Origin of the sequence: Nocardioides sp. JS614 (assembly GCF_000015265.1) — a bacterium.
Taxonomy (GTDB): domain Bacteria; phylum Actinomycetota; class Actinomycetes; order Propionibacteriales; family Nocardioidaceae; genus Nocardioides.
The window spans coordinates 4,396,167-4,419,383 of record NC_008699.1; the positions used below are offsets into that span (position 1 = coordinate 4,396,167).

The window sequence follows — 23,217 nt, forward strand, 5'->3', positions numbered from 1 at the left end:
ACATGACGAAGCCCATGCCGGAGTCGTGGCGGCGCACCGACCACGACGCACCGGACCGCCTGGCCCTGGTCGGGTCGTGGTGCGACGTCATCGAGCTGCACCCTGAGGCGCGGCGCGCCTGGATGTTCGAGCCGACCTGGTCCCCGGAAGACCCGGTCGCCTGAGGGCCGCGCCCCCTCGGGGTGCCAGCCATCCCCGGGACATGGGGGCCTGGGGGTGGCCCCGGGCGTGCGGCCCTGGGAGGTAGCGTCCCCCGCATGGCGACCACCTGGGCCGACGTCACGGCCCGGCTCGACCAGGAGCTCGCGGGGCTCGGCGACGGCGAGTTCCTGGTGGTCGGCGAGCCGGCGGCCGAGCCCGGCCCGCCGCGCGGGCTGCTGCGGCGGCGGGCCCCGGCGCCGCCCCGCCGCTACGTGCAGGTCCGGGTGGCCGGGGCGTGGGGGTACGCCGAGTGCGTGGGCGCGACCCGGTTCGGCGGCGAGTGGCCGGCGACGCCCGCGCAGCACGACGCGCTGCGGGCGCTCGGCTGGCTGGCCCCCGGCGACGCGGACCCGACCGGCACCGCGCCGGCGTACCCCAACTATTGGCGGACCGTGCCCGTCGCCGAGCTGCCCGCGCTGGCGTCCCTCGGCGCCCGGTCGCTGGAGGTGCTGGGCACCGACCCCGCCGCCGTCCGGGTCGACCGCGCCCGAGCCTGACACCGGGAACGATAGTCCCTGACGTTTGCGCGGTTTGGGAGCGCTCCCAGACCCCGCAAACGTCAGGGACTATCGCAAATTGTCGGCAAGGGCGGGGAGGAGGGCGGAGAGGAGCCGGAAGACGGCGGTGCTGGTCGTGGGCAGCAGGAGGTCGCCGCCGGGGTCGGGGAGGTGGACGTGGATCCCGGCCGGTCCGTCGACGGCGGTGAGGTCCTGCTCGTGGTCGCCGGCGCGGACCTCGAGCCGCCACGCGAGCCCGGCCCCGGCCACCCCGATCGCGGCCAGCGCGGCCTGCCGCACCGCCGGATCCGGGTCGGTGAGGTGGTCGCGGGTCCACGCGTCCAGCGGCACCGGGGACCGCGCGTGGTCGACCCGGTGCGGCCCGATCCGGGTGAGCCGGACCAGACTGGCGGCGAGGAAGTCCGGAGGCTGCAGAACCAGCTGCCGCTCCTCATCGCGTACGGCGAGCAGCAGCGTGCACCCGTCGGGGCGGACCCACCCGCGGTGGACCAGGCGGGCGTCGCGGCCGGCGACGGTCAGGGTCAGCCGGGCCATCGCCCCGTGGACGACCTCGAGCGCGACCCGCCACCGCTCGTCCGCGAGGACGGCGGCCAGCGCCGGCACCACCTCGGCGGCCGGAGCCGGTCGGCCCGGCGCGGTCGCGGCCACGAGCGCGGCGAACCCGGCGTCGTCGAGCCGGAGCACGCCGGAGCCGGGGTCGAGGTCAACGCGCACCGGTGCCCCCGAGCGGGTCCGGCCGCCAGCTGGCCGCGGCGGTGGCGAGCAGGTCGGCGAGCTCGTCGTACCGGCCGGTGGCCACGGTCGCGGTCAGGGTGTGGCCGACGCCGTCGACCAGGGTGACCCACTGCTCCAGGGTGAGCGCCTCGCCGCGCGGGCCGGCGTGGTGGGCGAGCCGGCGGCCCCCCGGCCGCCCACCGACCGACAGCCGCTCCAGGTCGACGAGCAGGTAGTCCTCCAGCGCCCGGGCGAGGATCTCGTCGCTGCCGGCCTGCCAGTCGCGGAAGGACAGCCCGCCGACCGGCACGGCGGTGACCACCAGGTTGGCGCGGAACGCCGGCGGGTCGGCGCCCGCCGGCTCCCGGACCACCAGGAGGGCGCCCTCGGCGGGCCGGTCGTGGACCTCCCACCCGGCCGGCACGTCGAGGAGCCCGGCCCCGCCCTCACCCGGCATGCGCCCGCCCCCGGGCCCGGCTCTCGCGGCACCACCCCGGCTCGAGGAACCCCGGCACCGGGATCGGGAGCACCAGGAAGGCACCCAGGAGCAGCAGGCACACGCCGATCGCCGCCCCCACCGCCACCACGAGCGCGCCGTCCTCGCGCCAGGCCACGACGGCACCCAGCACCAGGACGAGCGCGATCAGGGGGCGGACGACGAGCACCGAGCGCCGGGTCCAGTCGCCCTGGAGGCCGCGCGCCCAGGCCCGGGCGGCCGGGGTGCGGCCGCGCCGCTGCCAGAGGTTCCAGGCGGCCAGGCCCACCCCGGCGAGCAGCATCAGCACCGGCGTCACCACGTGCACTCCTCCTCAGTCCCAGAACGTGACGGCGTCGACGACGTCGCCGCCGGTGTCGCCGGCCCAGTCGCCCACGTCGCCCGCGGCGTCGCCGACCCAGTCGACGGTGGCCTCGGTGGCGTCGCCGACCGCGCCCATCACCTCCTGGCCGACCTCGCTGCCGACGAACCCGCCGACCGCGCCACCGACCAGGCCGCCGGCGACGCCGCCGATGGCGGTGCCGATGCCGGGGCAGATCGCGGTGCCGATCGCGCCGCCGGCCCAGGCGCCGGCCTCGGCGCCCGCCCAGGCGCCCGCGGCGGTGGACACACCCATCGCGCCGGCGCGGCCGGCCTTGTTCGCGTCGCTCAGCGACGGGTCGTCGGCGTCGGCCTGCCACTGGTTCCAGGCCGCGAAGCCGCCGGTGAGCGCGGTGCCGGCGTACCCGCCGACCTTGCCGGCCCGGCCCCACCAGTCCCGCGCGCCCGCGGTGTAGGGGCGGGCGTGGAAGCTGTCGCCGGACGCGCCGGCCCGCAGCCGGCCCCAGAAGTCGAGCCCGGCGGGGCTCGCGAACCGGCCCGCGACCCGCGGCTGGAAGATCCCGTAGCGGCTGGAGACCAGGTAGCCGGTCGCCGCGCCGAACCCGAGGCCGCCCAGGCCGAGCAGGTAGGCCCCGATGTCGTCGCCGTCGGCGAAGTCGGCGGGCAGCAGGCCGAGCCGCTCGAGCAGGTCCTCGAGGAAGCCGTCGCCGGTCGTCCGGTCCAGGCCGTCGCGCAGGTGGTCGTGCGCCTCGGTCTCCTTGGTGCGCGCCGCCTCGGCGATGCCGACCGCCTCGTTCCAGGCCTCGGCCCGGGTGGTGAACGCGTCGGCCTGGCCCTGGCTCATGACCTCCGGCGCGACCGGGCGGTGTACGTCGGTGCCGGTGACGCTCACGCCGCCCGCGGCGGCCACGGCCCGGGCGTGGGCCATCCGGTCCCGAACGACGGTGAGCTCGCCGGCGAAGTCGCCCAGCGCGGACCGCATCGCCTCGAGCCGCTCGCCGAGCCCGGCCAGGTCCGTGATGGTCGCGTCGACCCGGGCCTCGAACGCGGCGCCCGCCTGGCCGCGCCACGAGCTCGCCAGCGAGCGGGCCTTGCCGGCCGCGGACTCGGCGTCCGCCACCGCCCTCCGCACCCCGCCGACGGCGCCGGCCGCGGCCGAGCAGGCCGCGGGGTCGCCGTACACGCGGGTGTCGAGGACGTCGCTCACGGCCCGACCGGCCCCGTGCCGCCGTCGAGGTGGGAGTCGAGCCGGGCGCCGATCAGGTCGTCGGTGCCGGTGAGCAGGCCGCTCGCCGCACCGGTCCTGGACGCCAGCGCGCCGAGCTCCGCCCCCAGCGCGGCGACCGCGGCGCCGAGCGCGGCCAGCGCCCGGCCGACCTCACCGGTCGACCGGCCGGCGTCCGGGCCGGTCGCCAGGTCGCCGGCGTGGCCGGACAGCGCGCCCCCCGCGCTCGTGAGCACGTCGACCACCTGGCTCAGGTCGTCGGGGTGGACCTCCACCTCGGGCACTCCCATGAGCCCACGACTGCCCGGTCCGGCAGCGCCCCAAACCCGCCCACCCCGGAACCCAGGACCCCGGAACGATAGTCCCTGACGTTTGTGTGGTGTGGGAGCGTGCCCACACCACAGTTCCGTCAGGGACTATCGAAAATTCTCGGACCGGGGATCAGCAGTCGAGGTCGCGGGCGACCCGCCGGTGGGCCTCCCAGATCTCCTCGGGGAGGCCGTCGAACTGGGCGAGGTGGGTCTCGCGGAAGCCCATCTCCTGGCACCAGCGGTCCTTGTCGATGGAGAGGATCCGCTCCTTGTCGGCCTCGGGCAGGTCGAGGTCGGCGAGGTGCAGCTCGTCCTCCTTGGGCAGGATGCCGACCGCGGTCTGCACCCCGGTGACCGAGCCCTCCTTGAGCCGGGCCAGCCATAGCAGCGCGCGCAGGTTCTCGCGGTAGCCGGGCCACAGGAAGTGGCCGTCCTCCGGGTCGCGCTGGAACCAGTTCACGTGCGCGAAGATCGGCTGGTCGCTGGCCCGGCCGACCACGTCGAGCCAGTGGGCGGCGTAGCGGGCCTCGGGGTAGGACATGAACGGCCGCATCGACATCGGGTCGTAGCGCAGCTGCCCGTCCACCCCGTCGGCGGCGAAGGTCGCCTCGGCGCCCAGCGTGAGGCCGTCGTACACGCCCTCGGCGAGGTCGGTGATCGCGCGCACCAGCGGCTCCCGGTCGCGGGTCCGGCCGCCGAAGATGATCGCATCGATCGGGACGCCGCGCGGCTCCTCGAAGTCGGCGGCGACGTTCGGCACGTTCGCCAGCGTCGTGGTGAACCGGCTGTTCGGGTGCGCCCACGGCGACTCGTCACCCGGCGCGCGCGCCGCGATCGGCTCGCCCTTCCAGTCCAGCCAGCCGTCCAGGTCCGAGGGCGGCTCCGGCGTGCGCCCCTCCCACCACACCTCCTGGGTGCGCGGGTTGTAGGCGACGTTGGTGAAGATCGCGCCGGTGCCGGGCCGCACCGAGTCCAGCGCGGTCGGGTTGGTCGACTCGTTGGTGTCCTTCGCGACGCCGAAGACGCCGAACTCCGGGTTCATGCCGTAGAGGCGCCCGTCCTGGGAGTCGATCCACAGCCAGGTGATGTCGTCGCCGTAGAACTCCACGCGGTAGCGCTCGCCGAGCGCCTCGGGCGCCAGCGTCATCGCGAGGTTCGTCTTGCCGGAGGCGCTGGGGAAGCCGCCGGCGACGTGGAAGCGCTGGCCGGTCTCGTTGTCGATGATCCCGAGCAGCATGAACTGCTCGGCGAGGAACTCCCGGGACGCCTGGCCGTCGTACGCCGCCTGGCGCAGGCCGTGGGCGATCTTGCCGAGCAGCGCGTTGCCGCCGTACGACGAGCCGTAGTGGAGGATGGTCCGCTCGTCGGCGACGGTCACGAAGTACCGCTGGTCGTCGGGCGTGCCCTGGCCGAGGTTCTCCAGGTCGCCGGTGACGTGCACGGCGCGGACGAAGCTGTTCGGGTCCGCGAGGTCGTTGATGTGGTGCACGCCGACGCGCGACATCCGGATCATGTGCAGCACCACCGGCCGGCAGTCGGTGACCTGGACGCCGGCGGCGAACCGCTCCATCGGGGAGCCGGGAGGCGCCATCAGGTAGGGGATCACGTACATCGTCTTGCCGGTCGAGGCGCCGCGCATCAGCCCCTCGAGCAGCTCCTTCATCTCCCCGGCGGGCCGCCAGTTGTTGTAGGTGCCCTTGTCGGCCGGGTCGTTGGTCGCGACGATCGTCCGCTCCTCGGAGCGGGCCGTGTCCTTGGAGTAGCTGCGCGAGTAGTAGCAGCCGTCGCCGACCGGCTGCAGCTCCCCGGCCTCGAGTGCCTCCTTGACCAGCCGCGCGTCGTCGGACGCGTCGACCACCTCGACGCGCTCCGCGCCGGTGATCGCGGCCCAGCGGGCGACGTACTCCCGCACGTGCGGGTTCGTCAGCCCCGCGGCGTCCAGCACGCTCTCCAGGTCCATCACCACATCAACCACCAGGTCCTCCGTTGTCCTCGACTGGGTCCATGCTCGCATCCCGGATGGCCCGGGACGCTACACGACTTGAAGAAGTGTGCAAGTTGTGTAGTCTTCAGGTGAGATGTATGGCTCCGGGGGAGGGAGACCACACCTATGGGTGTACCGCTGTACCAGGCCAAGGCCGAGCTGTTCAAGACGCTCGGCCACCCGGCCCGGATCCGCATCCTCGAGCTGCTCTCGGAGCGCGACCACGCGGTGCACGAGCTGCTCGAGCAGATCGAGATCGAGCCGAGCAACCTGTCCCAGCAGCTCGCGGTGCTGCGGCGTACGTCGATGGTCGAGTCCCACCGCACCGGCAGCGAGGTGGTGTACTCGGTGAGCGTCCCCGAGGTCCGCGACCTGCTGCTGGCCGCCCGCACCATCCTGTCGGGCCTGATCGCGGTCCAGGGCGAGCTCGGGACCGAGCTCGCCGCCAGCGCCTCCTGATGGGCGGCCGCACCGGCGCCGGGGTGGCGGAGCTGCTGCCCCAGGCCGCCGACTGGCGCCCGTTCCGCCCGGGCGCGGACCTGACCGCCGGCCTGATGGTCGGCCTGGTGGCGCTGCCGCTCGCGCTCGGCTTCGGCGCCAGCTCGGGCCTGGGCGCCGGCGCGGGCCTGGTCACCGCGATCGTGGCCGGCGCGGTGGCGGCGCTGTTCGGCGGCATCCCCGCCACCGCGGCGATCGCGCGCACCGCCGTCAACGTCCGCTCCGGCGCCACCACCCGGCTCGCCTCGCTGAGCCACTCGGTCGTGCTGCTGGCCGTGGTGCTGGTCGCCGCCCGCTGGGTCGCCGAGATCCCGTTGGCCGCGCTGGCCGGGGTCCTGGTGGCGACCGCCTTCCAGATGGTCCGGCTCTCCAGCGTCGCGGCACTGCTGCGCGCCACCCGCGGTGACGCCGCGGTCCTGGTCGTCACCGCGGTCGCGACCGTGGCCGTCGACCTGGTCACCGCCGTGATCGTCGGGCTGGTGGTCGCGGGGTTCTTCGCGTTGCGCCAGACGGCGCTCGCCGCGCGGCTGGACGAGGTCCCCCTCGAGGAGGGCACCGACGGCCCGGACGACACGACCCACGCCGACGAGGAGCGCCGGCTGCTCGACCAGCACATCGTGGCCTACGGGATGGAGGGGCCGCTGTTCTTCGCGGCCGCACACGACTTCCTCCTCGAGCTGTCCGAGGCCAGCGACGTGCGGGTGGTGGTGCTGCGGATGTCCCGGCTCTCGACCATCGACGCCACCGGCGCCTCGGTGCTCGCCGACACGATGGCCCGGCTGGAGGGCCGCGGCATCACCGTGCTGCTCTCCGGCCTGCAGCCGCGCCATGACAAGGTGCTGCGCGAGCTGGGCGTCTTCGACCGGCTGGGTCACGACCGGCACCTGTTCGCGACCACCCCCGAGGCGATCGCCCACGCCCGCCAGCACGTCGCCCGCGAGCAGCACACCCACGACACCTCCGAGCCTCACCACGCCTGAACCACCCAGCTGCGCTCGCCGAGCTCGTCGGCGGCCCGACTGAACGCGCGCATCGCCTCCAGCGCCCCGGACCGCTCCTCGGGTGTCATCCGGCCCAGGAGCCGGTGCACCTCCCCCCGGCGCCGCCGATCGACCGCGTCGACCAGCGCCCGCCCCTCGTCGGTGAGCCGCACCCGCACCACCCGGCCGTCCGAGCGGGACCGGCGGCGGGCGACCAGGCCGAGCCGCTGCAGCCGGTCGCAGTGCCGGCTGGCGTTGGACTGGGCGACGCCGAGGTGCTCGGCGACGTCACCGACGGTCCGCTCCCCCGACGCCGCGAGCAGCACCAGGAGCCGGAACTGCGCGACCGTCACCTCCGGCGCGCCCACCCCGATGGAGTGGACGGCCAGTCCCACGAGGGCGCGCGAGGCGGTGACGAACGCGTCCGCCACCGCGTCGACAGGGTCCCCGGCGGGATCCTCGGTGGCGTCCATCCCGGCAATATATGCGCAAGCGCATGAATCGGGATCGGCGGGGCACCGGACCCGGGTGAGTGCCAACACCGAACAGGCCAGCACCGACCGGACCCAGGACGTCTGGGGAGAGCGCACGCCGCACCCCCGCGCCACCCCGTGGCCGACCCGGGTGGACCTCCACCTCGAGGACGGCCTGGCCGAGGACCAGGTGGACTCCTGGGTCGCCTCGGCGTGCCTGCTGTGCAGCAACGGCTGCGGCGTCGACATCGCCGTCAAGGACGGGAAGATGGTCGGCGTCCGCGGCCGGGAGACCGACCGGGTCAACCACGGCCGGCTCGGCCCCAAGGGCCTCTACGGCAGTACGCCGTGGTCGCACTCCCCCGACCGGCTCACCACGCCGCTGGTCCGCGAGCACGGCGAGCTGGTCGAGACCGACTGGGACACCGCGATGGGCCGGATCGTGGCCCGCTCGAAGCAGCTGCTCGAGGAGCAGGGCCCGCTCAGCCACGGCTTCTACACCAGCGGCCAGCTGTTCCTCGAGGAGTACTACACGCTCGCGGTGATCGGGAAGGCCGGGCTCGGCACCCCGCACATGGACGGCAACACCCGGCTCTGCACCGCGACCGCCGCGGCCGCGCTCAAGGAGTCCTTCGGCGCCGACGGCCAGCCGGGATCCTACGAGGACATCGAGCACTGCGACGCGCTGTTCCTCTACGGCCACAACATGGCCGAGACCCAGACCGTGCTGTGGTCGCGGATCCTGGACCGCACCCGCGGCGAGGACCCGCCGAAGGTCGTCTGCGTCGACCCGCGCCGCACCGCGGTCGCCGCCGAGGCCGAGCGCACCGGCGGCGTCCACCTGGCCCCGAAAGTGGGCACCAACCTGGCGCTGATGAACGCCCTGATCCGCGAGCTGCTCGAGCACGACGCGTGGGTCGACCACGCCTGGGTGGACGCGCACACGATCGGGCTCGAGGGCCTGCGCGCCGCGGTCGCGCCGTACACCCCCGAGCAGGCGGCGGAGATCTGCGGCGTCGACCCCGACGAGGTACGCCGGGCGGCGCGGATCTTCGGGGAGTCCGAGGCGGTCCTCTCCACGGTGCTGCAGGGCTTCTACCAGTCCCACCAGGCGACGGCCGCGTCCGTGGCGGTCAACAACCTGCACCTGCTGCGCGGCATGATCGGCCGCCCGGGGGCCGGGCTGCTGCAGATGAACGGCCAGCCGACCGCGCAGAACAACCGCGAGACCGGCGCCGACGGCGACCTGACCGGGTTCCGCAACTGGGACAACCCGACGCACGTCCAGGAGCTCGCCGACCACTGGAACGTCGACCCGATGACGATCCCGCACTGGGCGCCGCCGACCCACGCGATGCAGATCTTCTCCTACGCCCAGGCCGGCACCGTCGGGCTGCTGTGGATCTCCGCGACCAACCCGGCCGTGTCGATGCCGGAGACCGAGCGGATCAGGAGCATCCTGTCCGGCGACCAGTGCTTCGTGGTCGTGCAGGACCTGTTCCTGACCGAGACCGCGCAGCTCGCCGACGTGGTGCTGCCCGCGGCCGGGTGGGGCGAGAAGACCGGCTGCTTCACCAACGTCGACCGCACCGTGCACCTCTCGCAACAGGCCGTCGACCCGCCCGGCGAGGCGCGCAGCGACCTGGACATCTTCCTGGCCTACGCCGACGCCATGGGGTTCGAGGACCAGGACGGCGGGCCGCTGATCACCTGGCGTACCCCCGAGGAGACCTTCGCGCACTGGTCGGCGGCGACCCGCGGCCGCCCCTGCGACTACACCGGCATCACCTACGAGCTGCTGAGCGGGCCCACCGGCGTGCAGTGGCCGCTCGGCGTCGAGCGGCTGTACGCCGACGCGCAGTTCCCCACCCACACCGAGCAGTGCGAGACCTTCGGCCACGACCTGACCACGGGCGCGACCGTCACCGAGCAGGAGCACCGGGCCCAGGCGCCGGCGGGGCGCGCGTTCCTCAAGGGCGCGCCGTACTCCCCGCCGCACGAGGAGCCCAGCGCGGAGTATCCGTTCCGGCTGACCACCGGCCGCACCGTCTACCAGTTCCACACCCGCACCAAGACCGCCCGGTCCCGGCCGCTCGACGCGTGCGCCCCGCACGCGTGGGTGGAGCTCGCCCCGGCCGACTCCCAGCGGCTCGGGATCGCCGACGGCGACCTGGTCCGGCTGGAGTCGCCGCGCGGCAGCGTCGACGTGCCGGCCCGGGTCACCGAGGTGACCGAGGGGGCGGTGTTCGTGCCGTTCCACTACGGCGACCACCCCGCCAACGAGCTGACGATGACCGTCTGGGACCCGGTGTCCAAGCAGCCCACGTTCAAGACCGCTGCGTGCCGGGTCACCCGCCTCGGCGCCGGCACGGGAGAGGAGGGCTGAGATGCCGCACCTGGCGACGTACGTCGGCCTGGCCGACCACAGCGAGCGGACGCTCGCCGACTCGTTCCGCGCGATCGCGGAGGGCCACGCCCACGTGGCCGACGTGTTCCACACCTGCCGGCTGCTGGCCGGTTGGTGCGACCGGCACCGCGAGGCGCTGGCGCCGGTCATCGACCGGTACGGCGAGCAGGCGGGTGACCGGGAGGGCGTCGACGAGCCGGAGCGGCTGCACGCGGCCGGCCTGGCCCAGGCCCGGGAGGGCGAGGTCGGGCTGCTGCGCGACCTGCAGGATCTGCATGTGCTGGCCTCCCTGGTGCAGTCGACCTGGATGGTGATCGCCCAGGGTGCGCAGGGGCTGCGCGACCGCGAGCTGCTCCAGATCGCCCAGGACAGCGGCGCCGAGGCCGCCCGCCAGATCGCCTGGCTGGACACCCGGATGAAGGTCGCGGCGCCGCAGGCCCTGATCGTGGCGCCGTGACCGGCCACGTGATCGGCCCGACCACGTGGACAGCCCACCGCCCACCAGCGCCGAGCCGCGCCCGCCAACCCCGGGCCGCCAACCCCGGGCCGGCGGTGCCCCATCCACCTCCACCCGGCCCGACCACGTGGACAGCCCACCGCCCACCAGGGCCGAGCGGGCAACCACGCAAACCAGCAGCGCGGAGGAATCGATGACGAGAGCAGCTGAGCCGACGAACGAGGTGATCAGATGACCGGCCGCGTGGTCGTGGTGACCGGCGCGAGCGGCGGCATCGGCCGGGCCTGCGCCCGGGCGTTCGCGGCCCGCGGCGACGACGTGGCGCTGCTGGCCCGCGGGGAGACCGGGCTGGAGGCGGCCGCCGCCGAGGCGACCGACGCCGGCGTCCGGGCGCTGCCGGTCGAGGTCGACATGGCCGACGCGGCCGCGGTCGAGGCGGCCGCACTCCGGATCGAGGCCGAGCTCGGCCCGATCGAGGTGTGGGTCAACGTCGCGTTCACCTCGGTGTTCGCGCGGTTCGTGGACATCGCGCCCGAGGAGTTCGCCCGGGTGACCGAGGTCAGCTACCTCGGCTACGTCAACGGCACCCGCAGCGCGCTGCGCCGGATGACGGCCCGCGACCGCGGCACGATCGTCCAGGTCGGCTCGGCGCTGGCCTACCGGGGCATCCCGCTGCAGTCGGCGTACTGCGGCGCCAAGCACGCGATCCAGGGGTTCCACGAGTCGCTGCGCACCGAGCTGCTGCACGACGGCAGCCGGGTGCACGTGACGATGGTGCAGATGCCGGCGGTGAACACCCCGCAGTTCGACTGGGTGCGCTCCCGGCTGCCGCGGCACGCGCGGCCGGTGCCGCCGATCTACCAGCCCGAGTTGGCCGCGGACGCGGTCGTGTACGCCGCCGACCACCCGAGCCGGCGCGAGTACTGGGTCGGGGAGACCACGGCGCTCACCCTGCTCGCGAACGCCGTCGCCCCGGGGTTGCTGGACCGCTACCTGGCCCGCACCGGCTTCAAGAGCCAGCAGGCCGACCGGCGCCGCGACCCCGACCAGCCCGAGAACCTGTGGGCGCCGGCCGACGGCGCGGCCGGCGCGGACTTCGGCGCGCACGGCGACTTCGACGCCCGCTCGCACCGCCGCTCGCCGCAGGTGTGGGCCTCCCAGCACCACGGACTGCTCGGCGCAGCCGCCGCCGGCGGGATCGCGCTGGCCGGCGCGCTCGCCCGCAGGCGGGCCTCGTGACGGCGACCGCCGTCCCCGACCTGGGCCGCGCGGCGCTCACCCTCGCCGACCGGGTCGACGGCGAGGTCCGGTTCGACCCGGGCAGCCGGGCGGCGTACTCCACCGACGCCTCGAACTTCCGCCAGGTGCCGCTCGGCGTGGTCGTGCCGCACACGATCGAGGCCGCGGTCGAGGCGATCGCGGTCTGCCACGAGCTCGGCCTGCCGGTGGTCTCCCGCGGTGGCGGCACCAGCCTGGCCGGGCAGTGCACGAACGCGGCGGTGGTCCTCGACTTCTCGAAGTACTGCCACCGGCTGCTCTCGGTCGACGCCGCGAACCGGCGCTGCGTGGTCGAGCCCGGCATCGTCCTGGACGACCTGAACGCCCAGCTGGCACCGACCGGGCTGCGGTTCGGCCCCGAGCCGGCGACCCACCCCAACTGCACGCTCGGCGGGATGATCGGCAACAACTCCTGCGGCGCCACCGCGCAGCGCACCGGCAAGGTCGTCGACAACGTCGCCTCCCTCGACGTGCTGCTCCACGACGGGACCCGGTTCACCGCCGCACCGCTCACCGACGAGCAGTACGCCGAGGCCGCGGCGCGGCCCGGCCGGGTCGGGGAGATCCACCGGCGGCTGCGCCGGCTCCGCGACGACCACGCGGACCTGATCCGCGAGCGCTACCCGGACATCCCGCGCCGCGTCTCCGGCTACAACCTGGACTCGCTGCTGTCCGAGCACGGCTTCGACGTGGCCGGCTTCCTGGTCGGCAGCGAGGCGACGCTGGTGACGGTGCTGCGCGCCGAGCTGGAGCTGGTGCCGGTAGTCCCGGCGCGGACCCTGGTGGTGCTCGGCTATCCCGGCATCGCCGCGGCCGCCGATGCCGTGCCGTCGGTCGTCGAGCACGAGCCGATCGCGCTCGAGGGGGTCGACGACTTCCTGCTGCGCGACCAGCAGCTCAAGGGGATGAACCCCGAGGCGCTGGACATGCTGCCGCGGGGCAGCGGCTTCCTGATGGTGCAGATGGGCGGCGCCGACACCGATGAGTCCGATCGCCGCGCCGAGGCGATGCTCGCCGCGCTCGGCCGGACCGACCACGCCCCGGACGTCGCGTTCTACGACGACCCCGACCGCGAGCACGAGCTGTGGCTGGTCCGCGAGTCCGGGCTCGGCGCGACCGCCCACGTCCCGCACCGGCCGGACACCTTCGAGGGCTGGGAGGACGCCGCCGTACCCGTCGACCGGCTCGGCGACTACCTGCGCGACGTGCGCCGGCTCTACGAGGAGTTCGGCTACGCCAGCGACGTCGGCCCCAGCCTCTACGGCCACTTCGGGCAGGGCTGCGTGCACACCCGGATCCCGTTCGACCTCTACACGACCGAGGGGGTCGCGACCTACCGGCGGTTCCTCGAGCGCGCCGCCGACCTGGTGGTCTCGTACGGCGGCTCGCTGTCCGGCGAGCACGGCGACGGGCAGACCCGCGGGGAGCTGCTGCCCAAGATGTTCGGCGCGGAGGTGGTCGGGCTGTTCGAGGAGGTCAAGGCGCTCTTCGACCCCGACGACCTGATGAACCCCGGCAAGGTCGTCCACCCGGCCCCGCTGGACGCGCACCTGCGGCTGGGCGGCCACTGGGAGCCGAAGCGGCTGCTGCCGCTGGCGTTCGGGTTCCCCGAGGACGGCCACTCGTTCGCCCAAGCGGCCAACCGCTGCGTCGGCGTCGGCAAGTGCCGCCAGCTCGACCACGACGGCGGCACGGTGATGTGCCCGTCGTACCAGGCGACCCGCGAGGAGCAGCACTCCACGCGGGGCCGGGCCCGGCTGCTGTTCGAGATGATGGACGGCCACGGCGACGGCACGATCACCGACGGCTGGCGCTCGACCGAGGTGCGCGAGGCGCTCGACCTGTGCCTGGCCTGCAAGGGCTGCAAGTCCGACTGCCCGGCGCACGTGGACATGGCGACCTACAAGGCCGAGTTCCTCTACCACCACTACCGGCACCGGCTGCGCCCGCGCGCCGACTACGCCACCGGCTGGCTGCCGACGGCGGCGATGCTGGTCGACCGGCTTCGGCTGGCGCCGGTGGTCAACGCCGTCGCCGGGGTCCGGCCGCTGCGCCGCGCCGGCACCCGGCTGGCCGGCCTGGAGGACCGGGAGGTGCCGCGGTTCGCCAGACAATCGCTGCAGCGCTGGCTCGCCGGGCACACCCCCGCGCCCGGCGCGGGCGCCCGCGGCACCGTGCTGCTGTGGCCGGACACGTTCACCAACCACTTCCACCCCGAGGTCGGCATCGCGGCCGTGCGGGTGCTGGAGAGCGCCGGCTGGGGCGTGACGATGCCGCAGCGGCCGGTGTGCTGCGGGCTGACCTGGATCTCCACCGGGCAGCTCGGGGTGGCCCGGATGCGGGTCCGGCACACGATCGCCGAGCTCGCGCCGCACGTGCGCGCCGGGGGCCTGGTGCTCGGCCTGGAGCCCAGCTGCACCTCGGTGCTGCGCTCGGACGCCGTCGAGCTGATGCCCGAGGACCGGGACGCGAAGCGGGTGCGCGACCACACCGTGACCCTGGCCGAGCTGCTCACCGAGCACACCGACGGCTGGGAGCCGCCGTACGCCGGCGGGGTGAGCGCGCTCGCGCAGGTGCACTGCCACCAGCACGCCGTGCTCGGCTGGGACGCCGACCGCACCCTGCTCGAGCACGCCGGCGCCGACGTCGAGCAGCTCGAGTCCGGCTGCTGCGGCCTGGCCGGCAACTTCGGCTTCACCGCCGGCCACGGCGAGGTCAGTGCGGCGTGCGCCGAGCAGGTGCTGCTGCCCCGGCTCCGCGAGGTCGACCCGCGCGACCCGGCCACCGTCGTGCTCGCCGACGGCTTCTCCTGCCGCACCCAGATCCACGAGCTCGACAGCGGGGGCAACGAGGGCGTGCACCTGGCCCAGCTGCTGGCCCGCCTGCTCGACGGGCAGACGGCCACCCCGACCGACCGCACGGCACGACCCGAAGAACGATCCGAAGGGAGCACGAGATGACGACGACCGTGGCCGACCAGCTGCTCGCCCGCCTGCGGGAGTGGGGGGTGGCGCAGGTCTTCGGCTATCCCGGCGACGGGATCAACGGGATCCTCGGCGCGTTCTCCCGCGCCGACGACCAGCCGCGCTTCATCCAGTCCCGCCACGAGGAGATGAGCGCGTTCCAGGCGGTGGGCTACGCGAAGTTCTCCGGCCGCCCCGGCGTCTGCATGGCGACCTCCGGGCCCGGCGCGATCCACCTGCTCAACGGCCTCTACGACGCGAAGCTAGACCACGTCCCCGTGGTGGCGATCGTCGGGCAGACCAACCGCACCGCGATGGGCGGCAGCTACCAGCAGGAGGTCGACCTGATCAGCCTGTTCAAGGACGTCGCCGGCGACTACGTGCAGATGGTGACCGTCCCCGAGCAGCTGCCGAACGTGCTGGACCGGGCGATCCGGGTCGCGACCGCCCGCCGCGCGCCGACCGCGATCATCGTGCCCAACGACGTCCAGGAGCTGGAGTACGCCGCCCCGCAGCACGCGTTCAAGATGGTGCCCTCCAGCCTCACCCCGACCCAGCGGCCCACGGTCACCCCGGACCCCGCGGCGCTGCGCCAGGCCGCCGACGTCTTGAACTCCGGCCGCAAGGTCGCGCTGCTGGTCGGCCAGGGCGCCCGCGGCGCGGACGCCGAGATCGCCGAGGTGGTGGACCTGCTGGGCGCCGGGGTCGCGAAGGCGCTGCTCGGCAAGGACGTGCTCAGCGACGAGCTGCCCTGGGTGACCGGCTCGATCGGCCTGCTCGGCACCCGCCCGAGCTACGAGCTGATGATGGGCTGCGACACGCTGCTGACCGTCGGCTCGAGCTTCCCCTACACGCAGTTCATGCCGGAGCTGGACCAGGCCCGTGCCGTGCAGATCGACCTCGACGGCACGATGATCGGGATGCGCTACCCCTACGAGGTCAACCTCGTCGGCGACGCGCAGGCCACGCTGCGCGCGCTGATCCCGCTGCTGGAGAAGCAGCAGGACCGCTCCTGGCACGACGAGATCTGCGCGAACGTCACCGACTGGTGGGAGGTGATGGACGCCGAGGCCCACGTCGCGGCCGACCCGGTCAACCCGATGCGGATCTTCAACGAGTTCTCGAAGGTCGCGCCGACCGACGCGATCATCTCCTCCGACAGCGGCTCGGCCGCGAACTGGTACGCCCGGCACGTCAAGATGCGCGGCCGGATGCGCGGCTCGCTGTCGGGCACGCTCGCGACGATGGGCCCGGCGGTGCCGTACGCGATCGGCGCCAAGTTCGCCCACCCCGACCGGCCCGCGATCGCCTTCGAGGGCGACGGCGCGATGCAGATGAACGGGCTGGCCGAGCTGCTCACGATCGCCCGCTACTGGCCGGAGTGGGCCGACCCGCGGCTGGTGGTCGCCGTACTCCACAACAACGACCTCAACCAGGTCACCTGGGAGCTGCGCGCGATGGGCGGGACGCCCACCTTCGTGGAGTCCCAGGCGCTGCCGGACGTCTCGTACGCCGACTTCGCGCGCTCGTGCGGCCTGGGCGCGACGACCGTGACCGACCCCGACCAGCTCGCCGACGCGTGGCAGGTCGCGCTGTCCTCGGACCGCCCGCACCTGCTCGACGTGCACTGCGACCCCGACGTGCCGCCGATCCCGCCGCACGCCACCCTCGAGCAGATGACCGCGATGGCCAAGGCGCTGATCAAGGGCGACACCAGCCGCTGGGGCGTGATGAAGGAGGGCATCAGGACCAAGGCCCAGGAGCTGCTGCATTGAGCGACCCCCTCCCTGACGCCCGCACCGAGGACGGGCCCTGCGTCACGGCCCTCGAGGCCGCGGCGTACACCGTCGCGACCGACGCCCCCGAGGGCGACGGCACGCTGGCCTGGGACCACACCACGATGGTCGTCGTGCACGCCCGCGCCGGCGGCGAGGTCGGCACCGGCTGGACCTGGGCGCCGGCCGCCGCGGCCGCCGTCGTCGACGAGCTGCTGTCCCCGGTGGTGCTCGGCCGCGACGCGCTGGCCCCGGCCGCGGCCCAGGAGGCGATGCTGCGCGCGGTCCGCAACGCCGGCCGCGGCGGCCTGGTCGCGATGGCGGTCTCGGCGGTCGACATCGCGCTGTGGGACCTCGGCGCCCGGCTGCTCGACCTGCCGCTGCACCGCTGGTGGGGGGACGCGGCGACGCCGGTGCCGGTCTACGGCAGCGGCGGCTTCACGACGTACGACGACGACCGCCTGCGCAGCCAGGTCCGCGGCTGGCTGGCGCTCGGGCTGCCCGCGGTGAAGATCAAGGTCGGCGAGTCCTGGGGTCGCCGCGAGCGGCGCGACCTCGACCGCACCGCCCTGGTCCGCGACCTCGTCGACACGACCGGCCCGGGCACGCAGGTCTTCGTGGACGCCAACGGCGGCTACTCCCCCGGCCAGGCGCGCCGGGTGGGCCGCGACCTGGACGCGCTGGGCGTCACCTGGTTCGAGGAGCCGGTGAGCTCCGAGGACCTGCCCGGGCTCGCCGCGGTGCGGGCCGCGGTCGACGCCGACGTCGCCGCCGGGGAGTACGCCGACGACCCGGCCGCGTTCGCCCGGCTGCTGCCGGTCGTGGACTGCCTGCAGGTCGACGTGACCCGCTGCGGCGGCTACACCGGGTGGCGGCAGGCGGTGGCGCTGGCCGCCGCGCACGGCGTGGACGTCTCGGGCCACTGCGCGCCGTACCTCACCGTCCCGGTCGCGGCCGTGACCCCGCGGCTGCGGCACCTGGAGTGGTTCCACGACCACGTCCGGATCGTCCGCGAGCTGGTCGAGGGGTACGCCGATCCGCTCGGCGGCACCCTCACCGTCGCCGACGGACCCGGCCACGGCCTGCGGCTGCGCGCCGCGGCCGCCGAGCGCTACCGGGTCGCCTGACCCGCGGAAGGAGAGCGATGCGCGCACTGACCGTGCGGCCCGGGGCGGCCGGGACGCTGGCCGTCGAGACCGTGCCCGACCCGGAGCCCGCCGCGGGCGAGCTGCTCGTCGCGGGGCTGGCGATCGGGGTCTGCGGGACCGACAAGGAGATCGTCCGCGGCGAGTACGGCTGGGCGCCCCACGACCACGACGGCCGGCTGGTCCTCGGCCACGAGTCGCTCGGCCGGGTGCTCGAGGCGCCCGCCGGCAGCGGCTTCGCCGCCGGCGACCTGGTCGCGGGCGTGGTCCGGCGGCCGGACCCCGAGCCGTGCGGGGCGTGCGCCCACGACGAGTGGGACATGTGCCGCAACGGCCGCTACACCGAGCGCGGGATCAAGGAGCTCGACGGCTTCGGCAGCGAGCGGTGGACGGTGCCGCCCGAGTACGCCGTGCGGGTCGCCGGCCACCTGGGACTGGCCGGGGTGCTGATGGAGCCGACCAGCGTGGTCGCGAAGGCGTGGGAGCAGGTGGACCGGGTCGGCGCGCGCGCCTGGTTCGAGCCGCGGACCGCCCTGGTGACCGGGGCCGGGCCGATCGGGCTGCTGGCCGCGCTGATCGGGGTGCAGCGCGGGCTGGACGTGCACGTGCTGGACCTGGTCACCGACGGCCCCAAGCCGGACCTGGTCCGCGACCTGGGGGCGACGTACCACCACAGCAGCGTGGCGGAGATCGCGCGCACCGCCCGGCCGGACGTGGTGCTGGAGGCGACCGGGGTCGGCCGGCTGGTCTTCGAGGCGATGGCCGCGACCTCGCCGTACGGCGTGGTCTGCCTGACCGGCGTGTCCTCGGCCGGGCGGCGGCTCTCGGTCGACGCGGGCGGGCTGAACCGCGAGCTGGTGCTCGAGAACGACGTGGTGGTCGGCTCGGTGAACGCGAACACCCGGCACTACCGGGCGGCCGCCGACGCGCTGGCCGCCGCCGACCTGGCCTGGCTGGAGCGGCTGCTCACCCGGCGGGTCCCGTTGGCCGACGCCGCGGACGCGTTCGAGGCCGGCCCCGAGGACGTCAAGGTCGTGATCGAGCTCGGCGCCGACGACGGCGAGGGGGCCGGGTGAGCAACCGGATCGAGGACTACGCGCTGATCGGGGACCTGCAGACCGCCGCGCTGGTGGGCCGGGACGGCTCGATCGACTGGCTGTGCCTGCCCCGCTTCGACTCCGCGGCCTGCTTCGCGGCGCTGCTGCACGACGAGGGCGCGGGGCACTGGCGGATCGCGCCCGCCGGCGCGGACTCGGCGACGTCGCGGCGCTACCGCGAGCACACGCTGGTGCTGGAGACCACCTGGGAGACCGCGGACGGCACCGTCCGGGTGGTCGACCTGATGCCGCCGCGCGGGGAGGCCCCGGACGTGGTCCGGATCGTCGAGGGCGTGTCGGGCAGCGTGCCGGTGGAGATGGCGCTGCGGCTGCGCTTCGACTACGGGCGGGTCCGGCCCTGGACGCGGGTGGACCGCGCGGAGGCGTCGGCGATCGCCGGCCCGGACGCGGTGTGGCTGAGCGCCTCGGTCCCGCTGAGCCACGACGGCGACGCGGTGCGCGCGGAGTTCACCCTCGCCGCGGGCGACCGGGCCTGGTTCGTGCTCACCTACCAGGCCGCGCACCTGCCCCGCCCGGACCCGGTCGACGCCGAGCGGGCGCTGGCCGACACGGCGTCGTACTGGACCGACTGGGTGGACCGCGGAAGCTACGAGGGGAGGTGGGCCGAGGAGGTGGAGCGCTCGCTGCTGCTGCTCAAGGCGCTCACCTACGCGCCGACCGGCGGGATCCTGGCGGCGGCGACCACCTCGCTGCCCGAGGACGTCGGCGGGGTGCGCAACTGGGACTACCGCTACTGCTGGCTGCGAGACGCGACGTTCACCCTGCAGGCGCTGCTCGGGACCGGCTACACCGAGGAGGCCCGCGCCTGGCGGGAGTGGCTGGTCCGCGCGGTCGCGGGCGACCCCGACAAGCTGCAGATCATGTACGCCCTGGACGGCACCCAGCGGCTCCCGGAGACCACGCTGGACTGGCTCGACGGCTTCGACGACTCGACGCCGGTGCGGGTCGGGAACGCGGCGGCCGGGCAGTTCCAGCTCGACGTGTGGGGGGAGGTGCTCGACGGCCTGCACCTGGCCCGCAACGCCGGCCTGGAGCTGACCGACCCGGCCTGGGACGTGCAGCGGGCGCTGCTGGACTGGCTGGAGGGGAACTGGCGGCAGCCCGACAACGGGCTGTGGGAGGTGCGCGGCCCGCAGCGCCAGTTCGTGCACTCCAAGGTGATGGCCTGGGTGGGCGTGGACCGCGCGGTGCGCACCGTGGAGCGGCTCGACCTGGACGTCCCGGTGGACCGCTGGCGCCGGCTCGGGCAGGAGATCCACGCCGAGGTCTGCGAGCACGGGTACGACGCGGACCGCCGTACGTTCACCCAGTTCTACGGCTCGGAGGGCCTGGACGCCGCGCTGCTCCTGCTGCCCCGGGTCGGCTTCCTGCCCTGGGACGACGAGCGGGTGGTCGGCACCGTCGAGGCGGTGCAGCGCGAGCTGTGCCGCGAGGGCTTCCTGCTGCGCTACGACCCCGCGGCGGACGGCGGCGCCGACGGCCTGCCCGGCACCGAGGGCGCGTTCCTGGCCTGCAGCTTCTGGCTCGCGGACGCCCTGCACGGCATCGGCCGCACCGGTGAGGCGGAGGAGATGTTCACCCGGCTGTTGGCACTTCGTAACGATGTGGGCATGCTGAGTGAGGAGTGCGACCCGCGGAGCGGCGCGCACCTCGGCAACACTCCGCAGGCGTTCAGCCTGGTCGGGCTGGTCAACACCGCCCGCCACCTCGGCGGCACGACCCACGCGACCACCGAGACCCCGACGAGAGGAGACCGCGCATGACGCTCCACCCCGGCGACCCGCTGGACGACCTGCTGCGCTGGGAGCAGGCCGGCGGCAGCTGGCGGCTCCTGGACCGCGGCGGCGAGGGAGTCACGGTCTCCCTGCGCCGCTGCGACGGCGGCGAGGAGGTCGACCGGATCGTCTCGACCGACCCCGAGCTGGCCGTCTACGTCACCGCCCGCCCCAGCAGCGAGGACTGAGCGCTGGTGCCGCGCGAACTCATATTCGGCCTGGGGATATAGGATTTACACGCTCTCATCTAAAGGATTTGCACGGTGCCACGCATATGATTCACTCGGTCATGCCGAGGAGGATCCATGCTCGAGTACCGCAACCGCGTGGCTGATGACGAGCTCGCGAGCAGGATGCGAGCCGCCGGTGCCGTGCTCATCGAGGGGCCGAAGGCGTGCGGCAAGACCGCGACCGCTCAGCGAGTTGCGACGACGACATTCCGTCTGGATGTCGACGACGGGGCCCGCGACCTGGTCGACGCCGCCCCCGAGTTGCTGCTGGGCGCCGACCCGCCGGTGCTCTTCGACGAGTGGCAGCTGGCGCCGAAGCTGTGGAATCTCGTGCGGCGCGAGGTCGACGACCGAGGCATACGCGGGCAGTTCATCCTGACCGGGTCCGCGACCCCGAACGACGACACCAGCCGACACCCTGGCGCAGGTCGATTCTCCAGGCTGCGGATGCGTCCGATGAGCCTGTTCGAGTCCGGGGTGTCCACCGGAGAGGTCTCCCTCGGGGCACTTTTCAACGGGGACTTCAAGCCCAGCCTCGACCCCGGCGTCACCGTCCCGAAGCTCGTCGATCACCTGATCGTCGGTGGCTGGCCCGGTCTGCTCGAGGCCTCCGTCCGTGACGCCCAGCGCTGGCTCGCCGACTATCTGGCCACCATCGTCGAGGTCGACCTCCCTCAGCTGGGGGTCCGTCGCGACCCGGCAACGCTACGCAGGCTCCTCGCATCCCTCGGTCGAGGCGTCGGTACCGAGCTCAGCACGAAGGCCATCGCCGACGACGTCGGCGGAGCCGACGGACCCGCGCGCCGAGACACCGTCGCCGGCTACCTCCGCGCACTCGAGCGCCTCATGCTCATCGAGGACGTGCCCGCATGGGGGCCACACATGCGGTCCACCACCCCGCTCCGCAAGTCCGCCACCCGCTTCATGACGGACCCGTCCCTTGGGCTCGCCGCCCTCGGCGTCGGGCCCGAACACCTCCTGCGGGACCTCAACGCCACGGGCTTCCATTTCGAGGGGCTGGTCGCGCGGGACCTCCGCGTGTACGCCCAACCTCTCGATGGACAGCTGTGGCACTGGCGCGACAACAACGGCCATGAGGTCGACATCGTCATCACCCTCGCCGACGGCCGCTGGGGAGCGATTGAGGTCAAGCTGAACCCCGACTCCGTCGACCGAGCCGCCAAGTCGCTGGCCCGCTTCGCGACGAAGGTCGACACCAGCAAGGCGGGCGATCCCGCCTTCCTCGCCGTCGTCACCACCCGCACTGCCGCGCTGCGCCGACCCTCCGACGGCATTTACGTCCTGCCGGTCGCCACCCTCGGCCCGTAGGGCACCACACCGGAGCCGCCCACTGGCACAATCCGGGCATGCCCACCGCGCTCATCACCGGCATCACCGGCCAGGACGGCCTCTACCTGGCCGAGTTCCTGCTCGCCAAGGGGTACGACGTCCATGGCGTGATCCGCGGGCAGAACAACCCCAAGCGCGACCTCGTCGAACAGCTGCTGCCGGACGTCCGGCTCCACAACGGCGATCTCACCGACATGTCCAGCCTGATCCGGGCGCTGCGCGACTCCTGCCCCGACGAGGTCTACAACCTGGGCGCGGTCTCGTTCGTGGCCTACTCCTGGGAGAACGCCCAGCTGACCACCGACGTCACCGCCAAGGGTGTGCTGAACATGCTGGAGGCGGTGCGCCTGCACACCGGGGACGAGCCGGAGGAGATCCGGTTCTACCAAGCGTCGAGCTCGGAGATGTTCGGCAAGGTCCAGGAGGTGCCCCAGCACGAGCGGACCCTGCTGTGGCCGCGCTCCCCGTACGGCGTCAGCAAGGTGTTCGGGCACTACATGACGATCAACTACCGCGAGTCCTACGGCATGCACGCCTCCTCCGGGATCCTGTTCAACCACGAGTCGCCGCGCCGCGGCCCGGAGTTCGTGACCCGCAAGATCAGTGAGGCGGTCGCCCGGATCAAGTTGGGCGTGCAGAAGGAGCTGGTGCTCGGCAACCTGGACGCCGAGCGGGACTGGGGGTTCGCCGGCGACTACGTCGAGGCGATGTGGTTGATGTTGCAGCAGCCGGCGGCCGACGACTACGTGATCGCGACCGGCGAGGCGCACTCGATCCGCGACTTCCTCGACGCCGCGTTCGCGCACATCGGCATCGACGACTGGGCGCCCTACGTGCGCCAGGACCCGCGCTTCATGCGGCCCGCGGAGGTCGACCACCTGATCGGCGACGCCAGCAAGGCCCGCGAGGTGCTCGGCTGGAAGCCGAAGGTCTCCTTCCACGAGCTGGTCGCCCTGATGGTCGACGCCGACCTCGCGGCCACCCAGCAGGGCTGGTAG

General features: G+C 74.0%; 22 protein-coding genes. 15 read left to right on the forward strand and 7 right to left on the reverse strand.

Going from position 1 to position 23,217, the window contains the following annotated elements:
* The first annotated feature begins 2 nt into the window (after positions 1-2).
* Both NOCA_RS27690 and NOCA_RS22525 read left to right on the forward strand, forming a co-directional pair.
* Complete coding sequence (locus NOCA_RS27690; RefSeq protein ID WP_158305694.1) at positions 3-164, forward strand: hypothetical protein; 162 nt, start codon at positions 3-5, stop codon at positions 162-164.
* A gap of 93 nt (positions 165-257) precedes the next feature.
* Positions 258-698, forward strand: coding sequence for a TY-Chap domain-containing protein (locus NOCA_RS22525; RefSeq protein WP_011757588.1), 441 nt, complete (start codon positions 258-260; stop codon positions 696-698).
* A gap of 69 nt (positions 699-767) precedes the next feature.
* Here NOCA_RS22525 and NOCA_RS22530 read toward each other — a convergent pair whose 3' ends face one another.
* The 6 genes from NOCA_RS22530 to NOCA_RS22555 all read right to left on the reverse strand — a co-directional run bounded on the left by NOCA_RS22530 (position 768) and on the right by NOCA_RS22555 (position 5,761).
* Positions 768-1,433: a hypothetical protein gene (locus NOCA_RS22530; RefSeq protein ID WP_011757589.1), complete on the reverse strand. Its 666-nt coding sequence runs from the start codon at positions 1,431-1,433 to the stop codon at positions 768-770.
* Complete coding sequence (locus NOCA_RS22535) at positions 1,423-1,890, reverse strand: hypothetical protein (protein ID WP_041546829.1); 468 nt, start codon at positions 1,888-1,890, stop codon at positions 1,423-1,425. Before NOCA_RS22535 ends, NOCA_RS22530 begins: the two co-directional genes overlap by 11 nt.
* A complete protein-coding gene (locus NOCA_RS22540; protein WP_140404063.1) occupies positions 1,880-2,230 on the reverse strand; it encodes a hypothetical protein in 351 nt (116 codons plus the stop codon). Before NOCA_RS22540 ends, NOCA_RS22535 begins: the two co-directional genes overlap by 11 nt.
* A gap of 12 nt (positions 2,231-2,242) precedes the next feature.
* Complete coding sequence (locus NOCA_RS22545; protein ID WP_011757592.1) at positions 2,243-3,457, reverse strand: hypothetical protein; 1,215 nt, start codon at positions 3,455-3,457, stop codon at positions 2,243-2,245.
* The gene (locus NOCA_RS22550; RefSeq protein ID WP_011757593.1) at positions 3,454-3,765 is read right to left on the reverse strand and encodes a hypothetical protein; all 312 of its coding nucleotides are present in this window, start codon (positions 3,763-3,765) and stop codon (positions 3,454-3,456) included. The genes NOCA_RS22545 and NOCA_RS22550 overlap by 4 nt, the downstream gene beginning before the upstream one ends.
* 151 nt (positions 3,766-3,916) lie before the next feature.
* Positions 3,917-5,761: a phosphoenolpyruvate carboxykinase (GTP) gene (locus NOCA_RS22555; protein WP_011757594.1), complete on the reverse strand. Its 1,845-nt coding sequence runs from the start codon at positions 5,759-5,761 to the stop codon at positions 3,917-3,919.
* 135 nt (positions 5,762-5,896) lie between these two features.
* Between NOCA_RS22555 and NOCA_RS22560 the strand changes: the two genes are divergently transcribed.
* Together NOCA_RS22560 and NOCA_RS22565 are read left to right on the forward strand one after the other, a co-directional pair.
* Complete coding sequence (locus tag NOCA_RS22560; protein ID WP_041546830.1) at positions 5,897-6,229, forward strand: ArsR/SmtB family transcription factor; 333 nt, start codon at positions 5,897-5,899, stop codon at positions 6,227-6,229.
* Positions 6,229-7,248: a SulP family inorganic anion transporter gene (locus tag NOCA_RS22565; RefSeq protein WP_049774449.1), complete on the forward strand. Its 1,020-nt coding sequence runs from the start codon at positions 6,229-6,231 to the stop codon at positions 7,246-7,248. The genes NOCA_RS22560 and NOCA_RS22565 overlap by 1 nt, the downstream gene beginning before the upstream one ends.
* Here NOCA_RS22565 and NOCA_RS22570 read toward each other — a convergent pair.
* On the reverse strand, positions 7,236-7,721 hold the full coding sequence (locus tag NOCA_RS22570) for a MarR family winged helix-turn-helix transcriptional regulator (RefSeq protein ID WP_041546831.1): 486 nt from the start codon (positions 7,719-7,721) through the stop codon (positions 7,236-7,238). The genes NOCA_RS22565 and NOCA_RS22570 overlap by 13 nt on opposite strands.
* 55 nt (positions 7,722-7,776) lie before the next feature.
* Here NOCA_RS22570 and NOCA_RS22575 point away from each other — a divergent pair, with 55 nt between their 5' ends.
* The 11 genes from NOCA_RS22575 to gmd all read left to right on the forward strand — a co-directional run bounded on the left by NOCA_RS22575 (position 7,777) and on the right by gmd (position 23,217).
* Complete coding sequence (locus tag NOCA_RS22575) at positions 7,777-10,107, forward strand: molybdopterin oxidoreductase family protein (protein WP_011757597.1); 2,331 nt, start codon at positions 7,777-7,779, stop codon at positions 10,105-10,107.
* 1 nt (position 10,108) lies between these two features.
* Entirely contained in the window at positions 10,109-10,585 is a 477-nt protein-coding gene (locus tag NOCA_RS22580) for a hypothetical protein (protein ID WP_011757598.1), read from the forward strand.
* A 231-nt stretch (positions 10,586-10,816) separates the two neighbouring features.
* Positions 10,817-11,824: an SDR family oxidoreductase gene (locus tag NOCA_RS22585; protein ID WP_011757599.1), complete on the forward strand. Its 1,008-nt coding sequence runs from the start codon at positions 10,817-10,819 to the stop codon at positions 11,822-11,824.
* Positions 11,821-14,823, forward strand: coding sequence for an FAD-binding and (Fe-S)-binding domain-containing protein (locus tag NOCA_RS22590; RefSeq protein ID WP_011757600.1), 3,003 nt, complete (start codon positions 11,821-11,823; stop codon positions 14,821-14,823). The genes NOCA_RS22585 and NOCA_RS22590 overlap by 4 nt, the downstream gene beginning before the upstream one ends.
* Entirely contained in the window at positions 14,820-16,601 is a 1,782-nt protein-coding gene (locus NOCA_RS22595) for a thiamine pyrophosphate-requiring protein (RefSeq protein ID WP_011757601.1), read from the forward strand. Before NOCA_RS22590 ends, NOCA_RS22595 begins: the two co-directional genes overlap by 4 nt.
* Positions 16,598-17,728, forward strand: a complete 1,131-nt coding sequence (locus NOCA_RS22600) for an enolase C-terminal domain-like protein (protein WP_011757602.1) — start codon at positions 16,598-16,600, stop codon at positions 17,726-17,728. The genes NOCA_RS22595 and NOCA_RS22600 overlap by 4 nt, the downstream gene beginning before the upstream one ends.
* Positions 17,729-17,745: 17 nt before the next feature.
* Positions 17,746-18,822 carry a glucose 1-dehydrogenase gene (locus NOCA_RS22605; protein ID WP_011757603.1) on the forward strand — a complete coding sequence of 359 codons (1,077 nt, stop codon included), beginning with the start codon at positions 17,746-17,748 and terminating at the stop codon, positions 18,820-18,822.
* Positions 18,819-20,627: a glycoside hydrolase family 15 protein gene (locus NOCA_RS22610; protein WP_011757604.1), complete on the forward strand. Its 1,809-nt coding sequence runs from the start codon at positions 18,819-18,821 to the stop codon at positions 20,625-20,627. The genes NOCA_RS22605 and NOCA_RS22610 overlap by 4 nt, the downstream gene beginning before the upstream one ends.
* A complete protein-coding gene (locus NOCA_RS22615; protein WP_011757605.1) occupies positions 20,624-20,827 on the forward strand; it encodes a hypothetical protein in 204 nt (67 codons plus the stop codon). Before NOCA_RS22610 ends, NOCA_RS22615 begins: the two co-directional genes overlap by 4 nt.
* Positions 20,828-20,944: 117 nt before the next feature.
* Positions 20,945-22,198, forward strand: a complete 1,254-nt coding sequence (locus tag NOCA_RS22620; protein ID WP_011757606.1) for an ATP-binding protein — start codon at positions 20,945-20,947, stop codon at positions 22,196-22,198.
* 38 nt (positions 22,199-22,236) lie between these two features.
* Complete coding sequence (gene gmd, locus NOCA_RS22625) at positions 22,237-23,217, forward strand: GDP-mannose 4,6-dehydratase (RefSeq protein WP_011757607.1); 981 nt, start codon at positions 22,237-22,239, stop codon at positions 23,215-23,217.

Coding starts and splice junctions, on each gene's coding strand:
- NOCA_RS27690 (WP_158305694.1), top strand. CDS start 3: ATGACGAAGCCCATGCCGGAGTCGTGGCGGCGCACCGACCACGACGCA.
- NOCA_RS22525 (WP_011757588.1), top strand. CDS start 258: ATGGCGACCACCTGGGCCGACGTCACGGCCCGGCTCGACCAGGAGCTC.
- NOCA_RS22535 (WP_041546829.1), bottom strand. CDS start 1,890: ATGCCGGGTGAGGGCGGGGCCGGGCTCCTCGACGTGCCGGCCGGGTGG.
- NOCA_RS22550 (WP_011757593.1), bottom strand. CDS start 3,765: ATGGGAGTGCCCGAGGTGGAGGTCCACCCCGACGACCTGAGCCAGGTG.
- NOCA_RS22560 (WP_041546830.1), top strand. CDS start 5,897: ATGGGTGTACCGCTGTACCAGGCCAAGGCCGAGCTGTTCAAGACGCTC.
- NOCA_RS22565 (WP_049774449.1), top strand. CDS start 6,229: ATGGGCGGCCGCACCGGCGCCGGGGTGGCGGAGCTGCTGCCCCAGGCC.
- NOCA_RS22570 (WP_041546831.1), bottom strand. CDS start 7,721: ATGGACGCCACCGAGGATCCCGCCGGGGACCCTGTCGACGCGGTGGCG.
- NOCA_RS22580 (WP_011757598.1), top strand. CDS start 10,109: ATGCCGCACCTGGCGACGTACGTCGGCCTGGCCGACCACAGCGAGCGG.
- NOCA_RS22585 (WP_011757599.1), top strand. CDS start 10,817: ATGACCGGCCGCGTGGTCGTGGTGACCGGCGCGAGCGGCGGCATCGGC.
- NOCA_RS22595 (WP_011757601.1), top strand. CDS start 14,820: ATGACGACGACCGTGGCCGACCAGCTGCTCGCCCGCCTGCGGGAGTGG.
- NOCA_RS22605 (WP_011757603.1), top strand. CDS start 17,746: ATGCGCGCACTGACCGTGCGGCCCGGGGCGGCCGGGACGCTGGCCGTC.
- NOCA_RS22615 (WP_011757605.1), top strand. CDS start 20,624: ATGACGCTCCACCCCGGCGACCCGCTGGACGACCTGCTGCGCTGGGAG.
- NOCA_RS22620 (WP_011757606.1), top strand. CDS start 20,945: ATGCTCGAGTACCGCAACCGCGTGGCTGATGACGAGCTCGCGAGCAGG.
- gmd (WP_011757607.1), top strand. CDS start 22,237: ATGCCCACCGCGCTCATCACCGGCATCACCGGCCAGGACGGCCTCTAC.